Annotated in this window: 16 protein-coding genes and 1 tRNA gene; 10 read left to right on the top strand and 7 right to left on the bottom strand. The window is 41.6% G+C overall.

The genetic code is table 11. The features are described 5' to 3' along the window. Positions 1 to 2 precede the first annotated feature (2 nt). The 4 genes from B5D55_RS04250 to B5D55_RS04235 form a co-directional block, all read right to left on the bottom strand. The gene (locus tag B5D55_RS04250) at positions 3 to 1,181 is read right to left on the bottom strand and encodes a tetratricopeptide repeat protein (protein ID WP_078932753.1); all 1,179 of its coding nucleotides are present in this window, start codon (positions 1,179 to 1,181) and stop codon (positions 3 to 5) included. A 35-nt stretch (positions 1,182 to 1,216) separates the two neighbouring features. Then, positions 1,217 to 1,555, bottom strand: coding sequence for a hypothetical protein (locus tag B5D55_RS04245; RefSeq protein WP_078932752.1), 339 nt, complete (start codon positions 1,553 to 1,555; stop codon positions 1,217 to 1,219). A 114-nt stretch (positions 1,556 to 1,669) separates the two neighbouring features. Further along, the gene (rsmD, locus tag B5D55_RS04240; RefSeq protein ID WP_078932751.1) at positions 1,670 to 2,209 is read right to left on the bottom strand and encodes a 16S rRNA (guanine(966)-N(2))-methyltransferase RsmD; all 540 of its coding nucleotides are present in this window, start codon (positions 2,207 to 2,209) and stop codon (positions 1,670 to 1,672) included. Positions 2,210 to 2,237: 28 nt separating this feature from the next. Next, the gene (locus B5D55_RS04235) at positions 2,238 to 3,710 is read right to left on the bottom strand and encodes an ankyrin repeat domain-containing protein (RefSeq protein ID WP_078932750.1); all 1,473 of its coding nucleotides are present in this window, start codon (positions 3,708 to 3,710) and stop codon (positions 2,238 to 2,240) included. Positions 3,711 to 3,896: 186 nt separating this feature from the next. Here B5D55_RS04235 and rpsF point away from each other — a divergent pair, with 186 nt between their 5' ends. The 7 genes from rpsF to B5D55_RS04200 all read left to right on the top strand — a co-directional run bounded on the left by rpsF (position 3,897) and on the right by B5D55_RS04200 (position 8,921). Next, entirely contained in the window at positions 3,897 to 4,181 is a 285-nt protein-coding gene (rpsF, locus tag B5D55_RS04230) for a 30S ribosomal protein S6 (RefSeq protein WP_078932749.1), read from the top strand. Positions 4,182 to 4,201: 20 nt separating this feature from the next. Continuing rightward, complete coding sequence (locus B5D55_RS04225; protein WP_078932748.1) at positions 4,202 to 4,693, top strand: single-stranded DNA-binding protein; 492 nt, start codon at positions 4,202 to 4,204, stop codon at positions 4,691 to 4,693. 21 nt (positions 4,694 to 4,714) lie between these two features. Further along, positions 4,715 to 5,047 (top strand): 30S ribosomal protein S18, encoded by a 333-nt coding sequence (gene rpsR / locus B5D55_RS04220; RefSeq protein WP_078932747.1) that lies wholly within the window; start codon positions 4,715 to 4,717, stop codon positions 5,045 to 5,047. A 75-nt stretch (positions 5,048 to 5,122) separates the two neighbouring features. Further along, positions 5,123 to 5,653: a 50S ribosomal protein L9 gene (rplI, locus tag B5D55_RS04215; protein ID WP_078932746.1), complete on the top strand. Its 531-nt coding sequence runs from the start codon at positions 5,123 to 5,125 to the stop codon at positions 5,651 to 5,653. A gap of 202 nt (positions 5,654 to 5,855) precedes the next feature. Further along, positions 5,856 to 7,181 carry a replicative DNA helicase gene (dnaB, locus tag B5D55_RS04210; RefSeq protein ID WP_078932745.1) on the top strand — a complete coding sequence of 442 codons (1,326 nt, stop codon included), beginning with the start codon at positions 5,856 to 5,858 and terminating at the stop codon, positions 7,179 to 7,181. An 82-nt stretch (positions 7,182 to 7,263) separates the two neighbouring features. Continuing rightward, positions 7,264 to 7,335, top strand: a tRNA-Gly gene (locus B5D55_RS04205). Between the two features lie 278 nt (positions 7,336 to 7,613). Beyond that, positions 7,614 to 8,921: an NCS2 family permease gene (locus B5D55_RS04200; protein WP_078932744.1), complete on the top strand. Its 1,308-nt coding sequence runs from the start codon at positions 7,614 to 7,616 to the stop codon at positions 8,919 to 8,921. Positions 8,922 to 9,025: 104 nt separating this feature from the next. Here the strand turns inward: B5D55_RS04200 and thrC are convergent, their stop codons facing one another. Both thrC and B5D55_RS04190 read right to left on the bottom strand, forming a co-directional pair. Further along, positions 9,026 to 10,444, bottom strand: a complete 1,419-nt coding sequence (gene thrC / locus B5D55_RS04195) for a threonine synthase (protein WP_078932743.1) — start codon at positions 10,442 to 10,444, stop codon at positions 9,026 to 9,028. A 40-nt stretch (positions 10,445 to 10,484) separates the two neighbouring features. After that, positions 10,485 to 11,474, bottom strand: a complete 990-nt coding sequence (locus B5D55_RS04190; RefSeq protein ID WP_078932742.1) for a hypothetical protein — start codon at positions 11,472 to 11,474, stop codon at positions 10,485 to 10,487. A 178-nt stretch (positions 11,475 to 11,652) separates the two neighbouring features. Between B5D55_RS04190 and B5D55_RS04185 the strand changes: the two genes are divergently transcribed. Beyond that, a complete protein-coding gene (locus B5D55_RS04185) occupies positions 11,653 to 12,999 on the top strand; it encodes a bifunctional folylpolyglutamate synthase/dihydrofolate synthase (protein ID WP_078932741.1) in 1,347 nt (448 codons plus the stop codon). Here the strand turns inward: B5D55_RS04185 and alr are convergent. Continuing rightward, positions 12,989 to 14,140 carry an alanine racemase gene (gene alr, locus B5D55_RS04180; protein WP_078932740.1) on the bottom strand — a complete coding sequence of 384 codons (1,152 nt, stop codon included), beginning with the start codon at positions 14,138 to 14,140 and terminating at the stop codon, positions 12,989 to 12,991. The genes B5D55_RS04185 and alr overlap by 11 nt on opposite strands. A gap of 134 nt (positions 14,141 to 14,274) precedes the next feature. Between alr and B5D55_RS04175 the strand changes: the two genes are divergently transcribed. Continuing rightward, the gene (locus B5D55_RS04175) at positions 14,275 to 14,556 is read left to right on the top strand and encodes a M13-type metalloendopeptidase (protein WP_078932739.1); all 282 of its coding nucleotides are present in this window, start codon (positions 14,275 to 14,277) and stop codon (positions 14,554 to 14,556) included. Between the two features lie 388 nt (positions 14,557 to 14,944). After that, complete coding sequence (add, locus tag B5D55_RS04170) at positions 14,945 to 15,952, top strand: adenosine deaminase (RefSeq protein WP_078932806.1); 1,008 nt, start codon at positions 14,945 to 14,947, stop codon at positions 15,950 to 15,952. Positions 15,953 to 16,102: the final 150 nt, after the last annotated feature.

The raw sequence follows: 16,102 nt of genomic DNA, 5'->3' as shown, positions 1-16,102 counted from the left end.
TGTCAGTTGTACAACGGCTTGTTGTTTCTAAGTTTGTCAAGCAGTTCGTTGATTGCAGTACTTCTTATTCCAAACTTCTGGAATGACTCGAGTGCTTCTATTGCTTTCTGCGGTTTGTTAAGCTTTATATAGCAGTCTGCAAGGTCGATGTAAAGGCGGTAATTTTTCTGGTCGTTTTTGATGAGGTTTGAAAGGCGGTCTATCGCTTCCTCATATTTTCCTTCACCCTTACAGATGAGTGCAAGTCCGAGCGCAGCATAAATATCAAAATCAATATTGAGCGCCTTGTTGTAGTATTCAGTTGCTCCTGCGTAGTCACCTGTGTTTCGGAGCGCATCGCCTATTCTTGTAAGGATTACTTTGTTCTGCGGATCGATGTCAAGGATTTTGTTCCAGTATTCTATAGAACGGTACTGCTGGTTCATTCCGCGGTAGCAGTCTGCAAGTCCGAACAGCGCATAGAAATTTTCAGGATCCATTTCAAGAGCCTTTTCAAAGAAATATATACCCTGATCAAACGTCTTTAGCTTGCGGTGGCAGTTTCCGATGGAAGTAAGTATGCGTATGTCCAGATTTTCTTTGTTCAGATTGAACATACGGGTCCAGTAATAAAGTGCGTCCTTGTACTCCTTAAAGTCGTAGTGCAGGTGACCAAGACCGATGAGTGCATAGGCATTGTCTTGTTCCATATCAAGAACCTTAAGGTACAGTTCCTTTGATTTCTTAAAATCGTGAATTTTCCGGTAGGCATCTGCAACTCGCGTAAGAACCGTAATGTTCCTGTCATCGTGGACAAGATACTGCTCCCAGATTGAAATTGCCTTGTGGTACTGGTTCAATGCCTTGTAGCAGTCTGCAAGTCCGAACAGCGCATAATTGTTTCCCGGATGGAACGAAAGGCAGGTGCTGTAATGCTTTATTGCTTCGTTAAAATGATTTTGCTTTCTTTCTGAATCTCCCAGACCGACAAGTGCGTAGTTGTTGTTCTCGTCCATTTCAAGAATTTGCCGGAACGCTTCTTCTGCACCGTTTATGTCATTCTGTTTGAGCAGCGCATAGCCTTTCTTTGAAATTTCGGCTATTTTTTCAGTCAGTTCGTTATGTGGCACAGTTTCAGTACTGTGCGTTTCCTGAGGAAAAAACGGTTCTGTCTGGGTGTCCATTGTCAAATCATCACTCATATTAAAAAGTCCTTTTTCTGTATCAGTTTTTTATATTAAATATTTTGTAATAATGCCGAAATTACTGCGGCAGCCCTTTCATACAGCGGCTCTGCCTTGTTTTTGTTGCGGGCAAGAACATATTGCTTTAAGGCATCCAGACTTCTGTTTTTCTGTTCGTAGACTGCTCCGACGCGCGTAAGTCCGTCCGAATATCCTGTTGTAGTAAAGATACGCCGTGCACCCTCTATATTGCCTTCGTTAAAAAGTGTGTTTCCTTTTCTATTAAGGACGGCTTTCTGCTCGGATGTCAAACTTGATACAGGATTATCCGTTACTTTTATAAAACCTTGAGAATCTTGCCTTTTTCCTATTTCGTCTAAAAAAGAATTCATACTTTTTTACGTGCTTAATATTAACACAAAAAGTTGAAAAGTCAATGGTACTATGTTGTAATTCGTTACATTTTTTGCAGGAATGTGCGGTCTTTTGACAAATATTGTTTTTGTTCAGTATTTATAAAAATCGACTATTGAACGTCCGTAGACTCTTTTGTCTGTTCTGTGCAGCCTTCCGATTTCGTCCGGCATAAAATGCTCTTCCGGGCGGTGAACAAGAATAGTTCCGCCGTCCTTTAAAATGTTCCTCCTGTCTGCTTCTGCAATCAACTGTTCGTGGAATTTATAGGGGAACGGCGGATCAAAAAATATATAGTCAAACTGTGTTTTGCAGCGCTTTATGAAATATTCTACGGGCATAAAATGGCACTGGATTTTTACGCCGCATTCTTTTTCCGTTACGTATACGTTTTCAAGGACTGTGTTTACCTTTATCCTGTCTTTTTCGCACAGTTCAACGGAAGATGCTCCGCGTGATACGGCTTCTATTGCGATTGTTCCGGAACCGCTGAAAAGGTCAAGCCAGGATTTTCCCGTCAGGTCGCCAAGTATTGCAAATACGGATTCGCGCATTCTGTCCATTGCCGGGCGGATAACGCCGTCCGGACATTTTATTATTCTTCCTTTTAGTTTTCCGCCTGTTATTCTCATTTTCCATACCTTGTGATGAATTTCTGTGTCAGTGTCCGTTCAGTGACCAGTAGATGTCGTCGTGTTCAAGACTTGTGTTCATTGAGGCGTAGTAGAATGCCGTTTTTCCGCTTGCGTCACGTATTGAAGGAAGAGCTCCGTTGTCAATCAGTATTTTTAAAATCTGGGTGGAAGAACTGTATTCTGCGGCAAGCATAAGAGGCGTTTTGCCCTCGTAGAAACGGTTAAGAGGTACGTTCTTTTCTATAAAAACGTTGATTTTTGCTGCCTGTGTAGCAGTGCTTCCTGTATTTGCAGTTATGGCAAGAATGAATGATTTGAAAATTTCGTTTGAACCGGCAGGATATTTTTCCAGTACGACGCGGAGAATTTCCGGGTTGCTGGTGTATGTTGCAGCCAGCTGGAGTGAGGTAGTTCCGTATTTGTTTGGAATTGCAGGATCTGCGCCGTTATCAAGCAGTATGTTTACGATTTCAAGGCTGTTCTGGTATCTGATTGCATACATAAATGCCGTCCAGCCTTCAAGGTCTGCCATATTTACGTCTGCGCCAGATTTTATGAGCGAACGCACTTCCCAGTCGTTTCCGTCTTTTACGGCTTTCATAAGCAGCGTTCTGCCGTTTATGTCGCGTTCATTGGGATTTGCGATTGACGCGAGGTTTGCAGACTTTTCTTTCTGAGGTTCTGGGACAAGTTCTTTCTGTGCCGGTTCGTAATCATATAAAAAGAGTTTTTTAAACGGTTCTGCCGGAACTGTGTTTTGTACCTGCGGTTTTTCCTGCCCGGCGGAAGAAACGTTTTCTTTTTCGTTCTGATTTTCAGCGGTATCTTCGTTATCTGGTAGTTCGGTTATTTCCGGAACTGTATCGACATGTCCGGCATCGGCAGCTGTATTTTCTTCTGTTGTTTCTGCCGTGGTGTCCGGTTCGTCTGCCGGCTCAATGTTTTCTTCCGTTTTGCTGCTGCCTGTAGGAAGGCGCTTTTTTACCGTAGGTTCGGATTTCGGACGGTATTTTTCTATGACGGAATCATCAACCGTTCTTGCGATAAGTTCGTATGTAATCATATTTGCGTTTTCCTTGATGTAGTCAAGGGCGCATTTTTTATATGAGTCTTTTCTTGTAAGAGCCTTTGTCAGCTCCTTTTTTCCGCCGTATTGCTTTAAGACGGCGGCTGCGACAACAGGATTGTCGGCTGAATAAATGCTGATATAGATGAGGGCATCCTGTTTTTTTCCGTTCATTCCTGCCGCCTTTATTTTTTTTGAGAGCAGGAACGAAATGATTTCTTCCGGCTTGTCAAGCCTGATTGCACACAGCAATGCATTTTCCTTAAGCGGACCAATTTCGGCTTTAAGGAGTTTCGGATTTTCTGCAACAACCTCTTCAAAATTCTGAGCAGTCGCGTTCTGTATCAATGCCTCGTAGTCTGTGCGCGGTGCGGCAAAGGCAATCAGCGGTATCAGTGCGAGAAAAAAGGCGGATAGAAAGTGTCTTTTCATTGTCTGGTTGTTCCTCAAAAGTCAATTCAGTTCATTATATATTTCTAACTGATTGCGGTCAATAATTTGTCCTACGCAAGATTGCCGGATTGTTTGTTTGTATTGACCTGACGCATTGTTTTCGGTATTATAATCAAACACCCCTTGAAGCTTTTTTAAGCTTCCATACGTCCAGAAGGAGAAACTATGAGAAAGTATGAACTTATGACTATCTTCCCGTTAGATGAAGAAAAGTCAAGCAAAGGTAAGGAAGCAGTACGCAATATCCTTACATCATTCGGCGCAGAAATCGAAAAAGAAGAACTTTTCGGTGACCGCGATCTTACCTATGAAGTAGCAAAGCAGAAACGCGGACGCTTCTTCCTGTTTACCTTGTCCCTTAATCCTGGGAAAATTTCTGAAATTGACGGAGCTTTTAAGATTACACCTGATCTTCTTAAATATCTCTTTGTTAAATTAGAAGAAAAATAAACGATTTACAGAGGTGATATATGGCGAATGATTTAAATCACGTAGTTCTGATTGGTAGAATTACTCGCGACTTAGGAGCTGACGAACGTTCCTTCGGCTATGTAGGAAACGGCCAGGCAAGAGCTAATGTGAGCATCGCCGTAAACCGAAGCCACAAAAGTGGCGAGCAGTACGTTGAAGAAGCAAACTTTTTTGACGTAACGATTTGGGGAAAAACAGCAGAAAACCTTAAGCCTTATCTTACGAAAGGCAAGCAGATCTGCGTTGACGGTTATTTGAAGCAGGACAGATGGGAAAAAGACGGTCAGAAATTCAGTAAAGTTTCTATCGTTGCAAATAATGTCCAGCTTTTGGGCGGAAAATCTGATGGCGGTCCTGTGACCGGGGGTGCATCAGGCGGATTCCAGCCAAGAGCTGCCATTCCTAACCAGACTCCGGCTTCAATGCCAGGATACGGAAGTGACCCGTACGGTAGTTCCGGAAGTGATTTTCCTGAAGATATTCCGTTCTAAATTATACATTTGGAGTAATTTATGTCTGACGAAGCAAAAGATATTGAAAATTTTGAAGAAAAAGATGCAGTTCAGCAGAATGCTGCTGTAGAATCTGACGGTCGTGATGATGACGGCCGCGACGGCGGTCGTGCAAAGAGCAAGACATACTTTCGCAAGAAGGTATGCCGTTTCTGTGCAAACAAGGCAAAGATTGACTATAAAGATTCTGACGGTCTTCGCCGCTTTACTACAGAGCGCGGTAAGATTCTTCCGCGCCGCATTACAGGTACCTGTGCAAAGCATCAGAGAGAACTTGCCGGTGCAATCAAACGCGCACGTGCAATCTGCCTTCTGCCGTTTGTTGCTGACTAATACTGTATTCTAAAAAAAACGGCTGCGATCCAACTCCTGGTAACGCAGCTGAATAATTCAAGAGGAGCTTGAAAAATGAAAGTCATTCTTAATGTTGACGTAAAACATCTTGGTGAAGAAGGCGACGTAAAGAACGTTGCTACAGGTTATGCACGCAACTACCTTCTTCCGCGTAATCTTGTTGTTCCGTTTAATGAAACAACAGCTGCTATGTTCGAAGCAAGAAAAGCTGAAATTGAGGCACGTAAGGAAATTAAGCGTCAGAATGCAAGAACACTTAAGGAAAAACTTGAAGGTGCATCATTTGAGGTTGTTATGCCGGCTGGTGCAAACGGTAAGCTTTACGGTGCTGTTACTACGGCTGTTATTGCAGACGTACTTGCAAAACAGGGCTTTGAAATCGAGCGCAAGCGCATTGAACTTCCTGGTCTTGCAATCAAAACTGTAGGTAACTATCATGCAACTATCAAGTTGTATGAAGCACAGGTTGCAGAAATTTCAATTTCTGTAAAACCGCAGGAAGAAAAGGGGTCTTCAGAACAGCCTAAAGAAGAACCTAAAAAAGCTGAAGAAAAAGAAGCTCCTGCAGAAGAAAAGGCTGAGTAATCAGTTTTTTTCATTCGTGCGGAGAATTTTACCTTCCGGCGGTATAATGCGGCTGAAGGGTGATTTTCTTCATATAAAAAAGAGGCGACGGAACGCTTGCGGTCTGTCGCCTTTGTTGTCTTTAAAAGGGCGTACGTTTTTGTGGATAACCTGTTTATATAATGTGATTATCTTTTCTTAATTTGTCTTTTGGGAGAAAAAAATGGATATTGATTTGAAGGATAAAGTTCCGCCGCACAATCTAGATGCGGAACAGGCTGCGCTCGGAGCGCTTCTTATTGACTGGAATGCCCTGTCTGATGTTGTAACTTTGCTCCATTCGGACAGATTTTATTCATTTCAAAATCAGGTAATCTATGAGGCGATGATTTCTCTCTTCAAGCAGAATGTACACGGCGATACGCTCGTTCTTATAAACGAACTTTCAAAAACAGGAAAACTTGAACAGGCTGGCGGAACTGCGTATATTGCAGGTCTTACGGATACAGTTCCGACTGCTGCAAACATAAACTATTACGTTGATATTATTCTTGACTGTGCAACGCGCCGTGATTTAATAAAAATGTCTGCGGAACTTAAGGCATCTTCCTTTGACAAGTCTAATAACAGTAAAATTCTTCTGGAAGAAGCCGAAAAAAAGATTTTTACGCTTTCAGACAGGAATGAAACGACTCATGTTCACGGGATGACAGAAATTGTTTCCCGGACAATTGAAATTATCGAGAAAAACTATCAGAAAAAGAATGAACTTACAGGAATTCCGTCCGGAATTGCGCGTCTGGACACGATGACAAGCGGTTTTCAGAAGTCAGAGATGATTATTATCGGCGCACGTCCGTCAATCGGAAAGACAGCGTTTGCCCTTTCTATGATGGAAACTATTGCCATTGACAAACGTATTCCGTGCGGATTTTTCTCTCTTGAAATGTCATATCAGTCTATCGGTCAGAGGCTTCTTTCTCAAGTTTCGCGCGTTCCCAGCGGAAAAATCCGTTCCGGTATGCTTAGTACGGCTGATTTTCAGAAACTTCAGGATGCTGCCGGAAAATGCTACAATGCGCCTCTGTATATAGTTGATACTCCTAATATGCAGCTGCTTGACTTACGTTCGATGGCACGCCGTATGAAAGTCAATCAGGGAGTTCAGATTATTTTTATAGATTATATCGGTCTGATTTCTACGGAAAATCCTAATGCACCTGTTTACGAATCGCAGTCGGAAATTTCAAAATCCCTTAAGGCTCTTGCCCGTGAACTTGAAATTCCTATTGTTGCACTTTGTCAGGTTGCGCGTGATGCAGAAGGGCAGGAGCCGAATCTTGCGCAGCTTCGCGGTTCTGGTTCTATAGAGCAGGATGCAGACGTAGTTCTTTTCCTGCATCGTGACAGAAAAATTGTTGAAGAAAAAAATCCTGTTCAGGAGGCTAAGTGCATAGTTGCTAAACAGCGTAACGGCGCAACAGGTGAGGTCGAGATGATGTTCCTTCCGTCTTATACAAAGTTTGAAAACAGAGCTGCGGAAAATTAAAAAAAATTCAAACAAATTGCAAAATTGACTGTAATCCCTATTGACTAAAATATTCTTTTTTAGTAATATGATTACATCACTTGCGGCAGTCATATAACGGCTATTATCTCAGCCTTCCAAGCTGAAGACGAGGGTTCGACTCCCTTCTGCCGCTTTTATTGTATATATATTTCTGTATATTATAAGGGTTTAAGAACTTCTGCGAAACAAAAAAAACACTCAAAAATACCTATTTTTTAATAGGTATTTTTTAACACTTTTTTCATTTTCACTAGATTTATCTATAAATATCCATCTTTTTTATTTTTGTATTTTGACATACACTCGTTTTTGTTATCTTTTTTAGTCGTAAAAAATCACTAAATTTCTACTGTTTTTTCTTAATTGTGCTATAATAATAGCGTTTTTTATTCTGTTAGGAGGAATATAAAAATGGAAAAATTTTTTAAGATTAAGGAGAATGGTTCTACCATCAGCAGGGAAATAATCGGAGGTATTACGACTTTCCTTGCAATGGCATACATTCTCGCGGTAAATCCTGGAATCCTTAGTGAGTCGGGAATGGCTTTCAATTCTGTATTTACAGCAACGGCTGTGTCTGCGGCATTTGCAACGCTTGTTATGGCGTTCCTTGCAAATCTGCCTGTTGCACTTGCTCCGGGACTCGGATTGAATGCATTTTTTACTTACACGGTCGTTATGGCAATGAACTGTACGTGGCAATTTGCGCTGACCGCTGTTTTTGCAGAAGGCTTGATTTTTATTCTTCTTTCATTTTTTGGGATTCGTGAAGCGATTATCAATTCAATTCCGGCAGGATTGAAAAAAGCTGTTGCTGTCGGAATAGGTTTGTTTATTACAATAATCGGTCTTGCAAATGCCGGTATAGTAAGCAATGATACAGGAACTCTTATCGGATTTGTCAATTTTGATATGTCACACAGAACGGCTATTGTTGCGGTAATCGGTCTTATGATTACTATTGTTCTGTATATTATGAAAGTTCCAGGTTCTATTCTCATTTCAATAGCCGTTACGACGCTCATTGGAATTCCGTTTGGCATTACGAAAGTTCCTGAGAATTTTTCTCCTATTTCAATTCCTGCCGCACCATATCTGTTCTGCTTTGAATGGAAAAACATTCTTTCTTTAAAGTTTGTAATCGTGCTTTTTACATTCCTTTTTACGGATTTGTTTGATACACTTGGAACTTTGATGGGAATTGCAGAGCAGGGCAATCTGAAAGATGAAAAAGGAAATATCAGAAATGCAAAAGGCGCGCTTCTTTCTGATGCGCTTGGAACTGTTGCTGGTGCCTGTCTTGGTACTTCTACAGTTACTTCATTCGTTGAGTCTACCTCTGGTGTTGCTGTCGGTGCGCGTACAGGACTGGCTTCTGTCGTTACGGCATTCCTGTTTCTGATTGCATTGTTCTTTACTCCTTTGTTTGCGCTTGTACCTGCGGCTGCTACAGCCCCTGCGCTTATTTTTGTAGGATTTATGATGATGAAGTCTATAACTGCAATAGATTTTTCAGATGCAACAGAGGGAATTCCTGCGTTTGTTACGATTATGGTAATGCCGTTCTCCTATTCTATTTCAAAAGGCATTGCGTGGGGTATTATTTCCTATGCACTGTGCAAGCTTGTAGGAAAGAAGGCAAAAGACGTGAATATTGTTACGTGGATTCTTGCGGCTGTATTTATCTTTGATATTGTTTTTGAAGCGTATACAAAATAATTGCGTTCTAAAAAAAAAACTGCTTCCTGAAATGTTTTTTTTCAAGACAGGAAGCAGTTTTTTTTACGAAAGGGCGAAAAAATGCCTTTTCTGTTCCGGGATGTTTATTTTGAAAGATTTGCTTTCAGCCAGTCCTTGAACAGTTCGTAATTGTTTTCAATCGGAACAGCCCTGTCTGGCAGAGCCATAACGTCCTGAAGGCGCTGCGGAATTGCCGGTTCTCTTCCTATAGAATCTTTTACGATAGAACCGAATTTTGCCGGATGGGCAGTTTCAAGGATTATACCTACGGCATTCTTCTGTACGATTTCATTTGCCCATTCAGGAGCGTTCGGTGTAAGTCCAGGTTTTGTAAAATCATTCTTCTGACCGTTTACAAGAGCATCCATTGCGCCGCCTCTGATGTCATCCCAGGCTTTCCAGCCGATAGCTCCGTGCGGATCAATTACATAGCCTGTTCGCGTGTTGCAGCTGTTTATAGCATCTTTTATGCCGTCGTTATCAAGCCAGTAAGATGCGAACATACTGCGCACCTGCTCTAATGTATACATTGCTTTTATGCGTTCGTAATTGCTCGGTGCGCCTACGTCCATTGCGTTTGCATACGTTTCTACCGAAGCACGCGCCGTATAGTCACCTGTTGCAATCCAGTCCGGGATAGTGCGGTTTGTATTTGTTGCCGCTACAAAACCGCGGATAGGTGCACCCATTTCCTTTGCAATAAGACCTGACGTAAGGTTTCCGAAGTTTCCTGACGGAACAATCGTTATGATGGACGGTTTTTCAATTTTACTGTCAAGAGGCGCTCTGTTTTTTACGACGAGCGAAGAGTACATATAGTAGAAACTCTGCGGAAGAAGTCGTGAAATGTTGATGGAATTTGCAGAAGAAAGGCGGAATTCTTTTCGCAGTTCTTCATCTGTAAATGCCGTTTTTACAAGTTTCTGGCAGTCGTCGAACGTTCCCTTTACTTTGAGCGCACGCACATTTCCTGTAAACGTAGAAAGCTGCTTTTCCTGAATTTCGCTGATTTTTCCTTCCGGATACAGGATTGTAACGTCAAGTCCCGGTACGTTATGGAAGGCACTTCCGACGGCGCTTCCTGTATCTCCGGATGTTGCAACCAGAATGTGAAGAGTGCCGTTTTCGCTTCTGTTGAAATATGACATAACGCGTGCCATAAAACGAGCGCCAAAATCCTTGAATGCACAGGTCGGACCGTGGAACAGTTCAAGAACGTATGATGTGTTGTCAACGGGAACGACTTTCGGTGTAAAAGGATATGCGTCCTGAATAATCTCCATCAAATCATCATCAGGAATTTCCCCTTCAACATACGGTTTTGCCATTGTAAAGGCAATGTCCCTGAAAGACGGTTCTGGATTTTTGTTTATAAAAGACGGTTCTAATTTTGGAAATGCAACGGGAATATATAGTCCGCCGGTTTCTGCATTCATTCCGCTCATTACGGCAGTCCTGAAGTCTGCCTGTACTTTTGAATCACGTGTATCTGTGTAAATCATAATTTCCTTCTATAACTTAGACTATAATCTAAAAAGCGTTTTACATTCCGTAGATGACTGCATCGGCAACTTTTTCCGCAAGAGTAGAGCGGCATTGCTGCTCTGCGCTCCATTTGTTTTTGTCTGTTGCAGAATCTGTTTTCGTTGTTTTGTACAGTGTTGAACCGTCTTTCATGTTCAGGCATGTGATGTCTGCCGTGAGCGTTACAGTTGTACCGTTTTCATTTTCAACTGCTGGTTCTGCATATTTAAATGTTCCGATAATCATGAAATTTGCAGCATTACCTACAATATCCTTGCAGGCATTGTAAATTTCGGCATTTGTTTTATTAAGGTAGGAAGTATCGCTTACAGGTGCATTTCCAGCATTTATTCCTGCATTGCGAAGATCCTGCAGCAACGTAAAGTTGTTTGTAGTCGGACGTCCGTTTTCATTAAAATCATATACATAGAGAATTCCGCCCGGATACTGAGTTGCGCTTGATTTTACTACAAACGGCGCCTGCGTTCCTGCGGAGAATGCAGCCCGTACTACAGACGGCGAAGAACTTACCGGAGTAGGATAGAATGATATTTTGTCTTTTACGGCTATTTCAGACGGCTCCGGCAGGAAAGTTATTTTTCCGTCTGCATCTGTTATAAGCTGTGTAGTGCTGTATGAAATCGTATCGTTTGTGCGCGAAACAGGCCAGGAAACTGTTACGCTGAAGTCTGCAACTGCGCCGTTTTCGTCAGTGACGGAAACAACGTACGGCTCTTTAAAGGCTGCTTTTGAATATACAGTACGTTTTGTACTTGGTGCGGACACAACTTTAAGTTCTATGGAAGCAAGATGTTCCTTGAACTTTTTTTCCGCCTGATTTGATGTATTCTGCACTGTAATTGATTTTGGTTCTTTTATTGTTTTCTCTGCAGCAGGTTCATCCTGAGCCGCGTTTGAATTTTTAGGTGCAGATACACAAGAAATTCCCAGTACTGCAATAGCAGAAACTGTAAGTAAAAATGCTCGTTTCAGATAAATTTTCTTCATCGTTTTTTTTTCCTATTCGTTTTGTGGACTGCCGTCTGAATGCTGGAACAAAGAAGTGCGGAGCAGTCGTTTTTCTTTTTGTGAATGTTTTATTTTAACTCTTTTCTTTATATTTCTCAATATATATTTTTATTAAAACTGTTTTCATTTTTAGAAATAAAGCGTATATTTTTTTTCTATGAAACTATCTGATTTTTTGAACTGGCTTGATTCCTATTTGAATTTTGAAAAGCAGCAGAAGAAGGGAATATTCTGGCTTGAGTCAATGCGTTTTTTGTGCGGAAAATTGGGAAATCCCCAAAATGATGTTCCGTGCATTCATATTGCCGGTTCTAAAGGAAAGGGCTCTGTTTCCAAGATGATTGCCTGTATTTTAAATGAGGCAGGTTATTCGTGCGGACTTTATATGTCGCCGCACATTTCTGATTTTCGGGAACGTATTGGAACGGCGGATGGATTTTTTTCTGACAAGGTATATGAGGATGCGGCGGACGAATTGTACAGGTGCGTTTCTTCCATTCCGGCAGAGGAGCTTCCTGGAGCAAGACAGTTTACCTGGTTTGAACTTGTTACGGTATATTCGTTTTTGTGTTTCAGGACTGCCGGCGTTGATTTTGCGGTGTATGAAACAGGACTTGGCGGACGGCTTGATTCTACGAATGTCGTTCTTCCTCTTGCAAGCGTAATTATGACTATAGAGCGCGAGCATACTGAATTTCTTGGCGATACGATAGAAAAAATTGCAGGGGAGAAAGCCGGCATTATAAAACCGTCAGTTCCTGTTGTTGTCGGAAGGCAGCGGTATCCGGAAGCCGGGAAAGTATTTGAAAAACAGGCTGAAAAATGCAATTCTTTATATAAAGATGTATACGATATCATACATAATTTATCTTTTTTATACACAAGCGAAGGTTTTATGCAGGTAAAATTTGAATGTGATGAGTTTGATTTTCCTGTAGAGGCGAAAATGCGTTTTTGCGGTGAAGAACAGGCGTGGAATGCGGCGACCGCTTCTGTCGCAGTGAAAACCGCCGTACCGTCCGTAACTGTAAGCCAGATAGAACAGGGGCTTTCGAAAGCATCTCTTCCGGGACGTTTTGAAATACGGAATGTTCCTTCTCTTTACGGTGGTATCCGTTCGCTTGTGCTTGACGGGGCGCATACGGTCAGCAGTATTTTTTACACGGTAAATACGCTTTGTTCCGTATTTTCCTGCAGCAGCTTTGACCTGCTTTTTGCCTGCGCGGCAGATAAGGACATTAAGGACATTGCGCCGCTTTTCAAAGGAAAATGCAGGAATATTACAATAACGCGCCCCGGAAATGTCCGTGCAAGTGATATTTCTTCTGTTGCCAGCTGCTTTTCCGAAAACGAAATGACGTTTGAAGCTCAGACGGACTGTTCTCTTGCAGTTCAGTCTGCGCTAGAAAAAGCATCAGACAGCGGCGCTGTTCTGCTTGTTGCAGGCTCGTTTTATCTGCTTGCGGAAGTAAATGAATTTTTTTCTCATTCTGCTACTGAATGATACGGGGTACGCGTTTTGATACGGCCGTCATTATTTCGTAGGAAATAGTGCCTGTCATTTCTGCAATGTCTGACGCGTCCATTACAGCGCCACTTTCTTTCGAACCAAAAATAATAGCTTTATCCCAGCGTTTTACGTCCGGGTTGTTCAGTCCGATGTCTACCATACACTGATCCATACAAATTCTTCCGATTACAGGGTACGGTCTGCCGTTTATTGTTACGAGAAGCCCCGGACTGTTCCGCCTTAAAAGTCCGTCTGCATATCCTATTGGAAGGACTGCTACGTCTGTTTCAGTACTGCTTGTCCACGTTCTGCCGTAGGAAACTGAACGTCCCGGCGTAAAACGTCTGATTGCGGCAACTTCAGTTTCCAGCTGCATAACCGGCTTTAGCGAAAGGTTTATTCCGTTTTCCGCAAGATACTTTTCCGTTACCGCATCCGGGTAATATCCGTAAATGACAATTCCGGGTCGCACCATATCAAGCTGCATCTGCGGTAATGAAACTGCTGCGGCAGAATTTGCGCACGTTCTTATTCCCGGATTGATACCCACCGCTTCTATAGAATGAACTGCCTTCATAAAACGGCTGAACTGTTCTTCCGTGTATAACCTGTTTTCCTTTGTAATGCTGTCTGCAACTGCAAAATGCGTTATTACGCCTGAAAGCGCAATGTTAGAACACCCGCTTATTTCCTGTGCAACAGCGGCGGCTTCGTCCGGAAGGCAGCCTATTCTTCCCATTCCCGTGTCTATTGCAAGGAATACAGGCTGTTTTTCCATTGTTTTTTTTTGCGCACAGGCTTCGTTATATGCCTGAATCATCTCGCTGTCAAAAATCAGCGGCGTAACATTATTTTCTATTAACTTAGGGAATTCCTGCTTTGTGCACAGGCTGAGAAGAAGTATGTGCGCAGTAATTCCGTTTTTCCTAAGTTCCGCCGCTTCGTCTGCCGTTGCTACTGCAAGATAGTCTGCACCGCATTCCTGTGCAGTCCGTGCCGCAAGAACAGCACCGCATCCGTAACCGTCAGCCTTTACGGCACAGCATATTTTTGTGTCCGGCTTAAGAAGTTTTTTTACGGCAAGAATGTTGTGTTTGAGATTTTCCTTAAAAATGAGTGCCTTTGTACATCTCATGTCTATGCCTTCTTTTTTGCGCCGTAAGTCCGTAAGTCTGCACTGGCAGACTGGGAAACGGCTTTTTTACCGCATAGTATAATGAATCTGCATAAGAAGGAAAAGGATATTTTTTTTTACAGGTTGAAAGATAAATTTTTGATATAATTGTTTTATTTTGTTTTTATTTTGTTGACAATCTATTTAATATCCCAAATCTTCAAGAAGAAGTTTTAAAACTTGATTCAAGCGATGCATTTAATTATGCAGTTTTGGGTGCAACTACAATCGGACACGAACTTTGCCACGCTTTTGATTCTTCTGGTGCACAATACGGGCCTGATGGAAAAAGCTTGGAATGGTGGACAATTTCTGACAAACGGCTCGGAATGACATTCCGAAACGAGCTCGGAATGACGCGTGGTGCGTTAGCCTAGAACGCAGTTGCGTGTCTAGGCTAGACACGGAAGGCTGTCTAACCTAGGCACTGAAGTCTGTCCAGGCTAGATGCTAAAGGCTGTCTAAGCTAAACACGAATAGTTATTCAGGTTATGTTTTGTGAAAAAATTACAGTCTGTCATGCTGAACGGAGTGAAGCATCTTATAAACAGTTGTAAAGGCCTATGAGTGAGATTCTTCGATAAGCTCAGAATGACAGTCCGAAAGGAGTTCGGAATGACGGTGCGGTTGGAATAAATTATTTTTTTTGAGTAAAGCTGAAAAAGGTTATAAAATAAAATTAATTGGAGAAAATATGAAAAAAACAGTAAATTCTTTTTGTTCTTTTCAGTTGTCTGATGAATTGCCATGGGAAAGGAAAGTAATATGAATAAAACCTCTTTTGTCTTTAATCAAAAATGTGCTGTTGATTTGCACCTTCATCTTGACGGTTCTGTTTCTGTAAAATCCGCCCGAGACCTTGCAGAAATAGAAGGAATTTCACTTCCAAAAAGTGATGAAGAACTTTTTAATCTTCTTTCTGTTGGAGATGATTGCCGGGATTTAAACGAATATCTTGAAAAATTTGCCCTTCCTGTAAGCCTTCTTCAAAGTGAAAAATCCCTTGAAAAATGCGCTTATAACATTTGCAGGGAACTTCTTGAAGAAGGTTTTATCTATGCAGAAATCCGCTTTGCTCCGCAGCTTCATTTACAAAAAGAACTTACCCAAAAACAAGTTGTAGAAGCTGTTTTACGCGGAGTTAAAAATTCCGGTTTTAAGGCGAATGTGATTTTGTGTGCAATGCGAAGTGGAGAAGATAATTCTCTTAAAAATCTTGAAACAGCAGACCTTGTAAAAGAATTTTTGAACAAAGGCGTGTGTGCTCTTGACCTTGCAGGTGCTGAAGCTCTTTTTCCTAATGAAAAATATTCGTATCTTTTTGAAAGGGCAAGAGAATATAATGTTCCTGTTACGATTCATTCAGGAGAGGCTTTGGGAGCAGAAAGCGTTGAAAAGGCAGTAGAATTCGGTGCAAAAAGGTTAGGGCATGGCGTTCGTTCTATAGAAAGCGAAAAAACATTAAAAATCCTTGAAGAAAAGAAAATTCCGCTTGAACTGTGTCCTACAAGCAACTTGAACACAAACATCTTTAAAGATTACGGCGATTTTCCGCTTGAAAAACTCATTGCTTCCGGCATAAAAGTTACAGTCAATTCAGACAATATGACAGTTTCCAGAACAAATGCCAGAAAAGAAATGCAGCACCTTATAGAAACACATAATCTTTCCAAAGAGCAGGTAAAAGCACTTCTTTTAAATTCCGTCGACGCATCATTTTTGAGCGAAAAAGAAAAAAACGATTTAAGAAAAATTGTTGAAAACAGTTTATAAGGGCAATGCAGGTTCTAAATTTTTCCGCTCTTGCAATATATAGAATGTTGAATAAGAATTTACTTATTATAAATAATAAGGATAAGAGATGAATCGAAGATTGTTTTTATTATTCTGTGGGGGGCTCTTGCCTTAAGTTTATTCGTATTC

The sequence above is a fragment of the Treponema porcinum genome, assembly GCF_900167145.1.
In the GTDB taxonomy this organism is placed as follows: Bacteria; Spirochaetota; Spirochaetia; order Treponematales; family Treponemataceae; genus Treponema_D; species Treponema_D porcinum.
This window is presented reverse-complemented; position numbering and strand designations above follow the sequence as displayed.

Excerpts from the sequence above, each read along its gene's own strand:
- B5D55_RS04250 (WP_078932753.1), bottom strand. The coding sequence starts at position 1,181 with ATGAGTGATGATTTGACAATGGACACCCAGACAGAACCGTTTTTTCCT.
- B5D55_RS04245 (WP_078932752.1), bottom strand. The coding sequence starts at position 1,555 with ATGAATTCTTTTTTAGACGAAATAGGAAAAAGGCAAGATTCTCAAGGT.
- rsmD (WP_078932751.1), bottom strand. The coding sequence starts at position 2,209 with ATGAGAATAACAGGCGGAAAACTAAAAGGAAGAATAATAAAATGTCCG.
- B5D55_RS04235 (WP_078932750.1), bottom strand. The coding sequence starts at position 3,710 with ATGAAAAGACACTTTCTATCCGCCTTTTTTCTCGCACTGATACCGCTG.
- rpsF (WP_078932749.1), top strand. The coding sequence starts at position 3,897 with ATGAGAAAGTATGAACTTATGACTATCTTCCCGTTAGATGAAGAAAAG.
- B5D55_RS04225 (WP_078932748.1), top strand. The coding sequence starts at position 4,202 with ATGGCGAATGATTTAAATCACGTAGTTCTGATTGGTAGAATTACTCGC.
- rpsR (WP_078932747.1), top strand. The coding sequence starts at position 4,715 with ATGTCTGACGAAGCAAAAGATATTGAAAATTTTGAAGAAAAAGATGCA.
- rplI (WP_078932746.1), top strand. The coding sequence starts at position 5,123 with ATGAAAGTCATTCTTAATGTTGACGTAAAACATCTTGGTGAAGAAGGC.
- dnaB (WP_078932745.1), top strand. The coding sequence starts at position 5,856 with ATGGATATTGATTTGAAGGATAAAGTTCCGCCGCACAATCTAGATGCG.
- B5D55_RS04200 (WP_078932744.1), top strand. The coding sequence starts at position 7,614 with ATGGAAAAATTTTTTAAGATTAAGGAGAATGGTTCTACCATCAGCAGG.
- thrC (WP_078932743.1), bottom strand. The coding sequence starts at position 10,444 with ATGATTTACACAGATACACGTGATTCAAAAGTACAGGCAGACTTCAGG.
- B5D55_RS04190 (WP_078932742.1), bottom strand. The coding sequence starts at position 11,474 with ATGAAGAAAATTTATCTGAAACGAGCATTTTTACTTACAGTTTCTGCT.
- B5D55_RS04185 (WP_078932741.1), top strand. The coding sequence starts at position 11,653 with ATGAAACTATCTGATTTTTTGAACTGGCTTGATTCCTATTTGAATTTT.
- alr (WP_078932740.1), bottom strand. The coding sequence starts at position 14,140 with ATGAGATGTACAAAGGCACTCATTTTTAAGGAAAATCTCAAACACAAC.
- add (WP_078932806.1), top strand. The coding sequence starts at position 14,945 with ATGAATAAAACCTCTTTTGTCTTTAATCAAAAATGTGCTGTTGATTTG.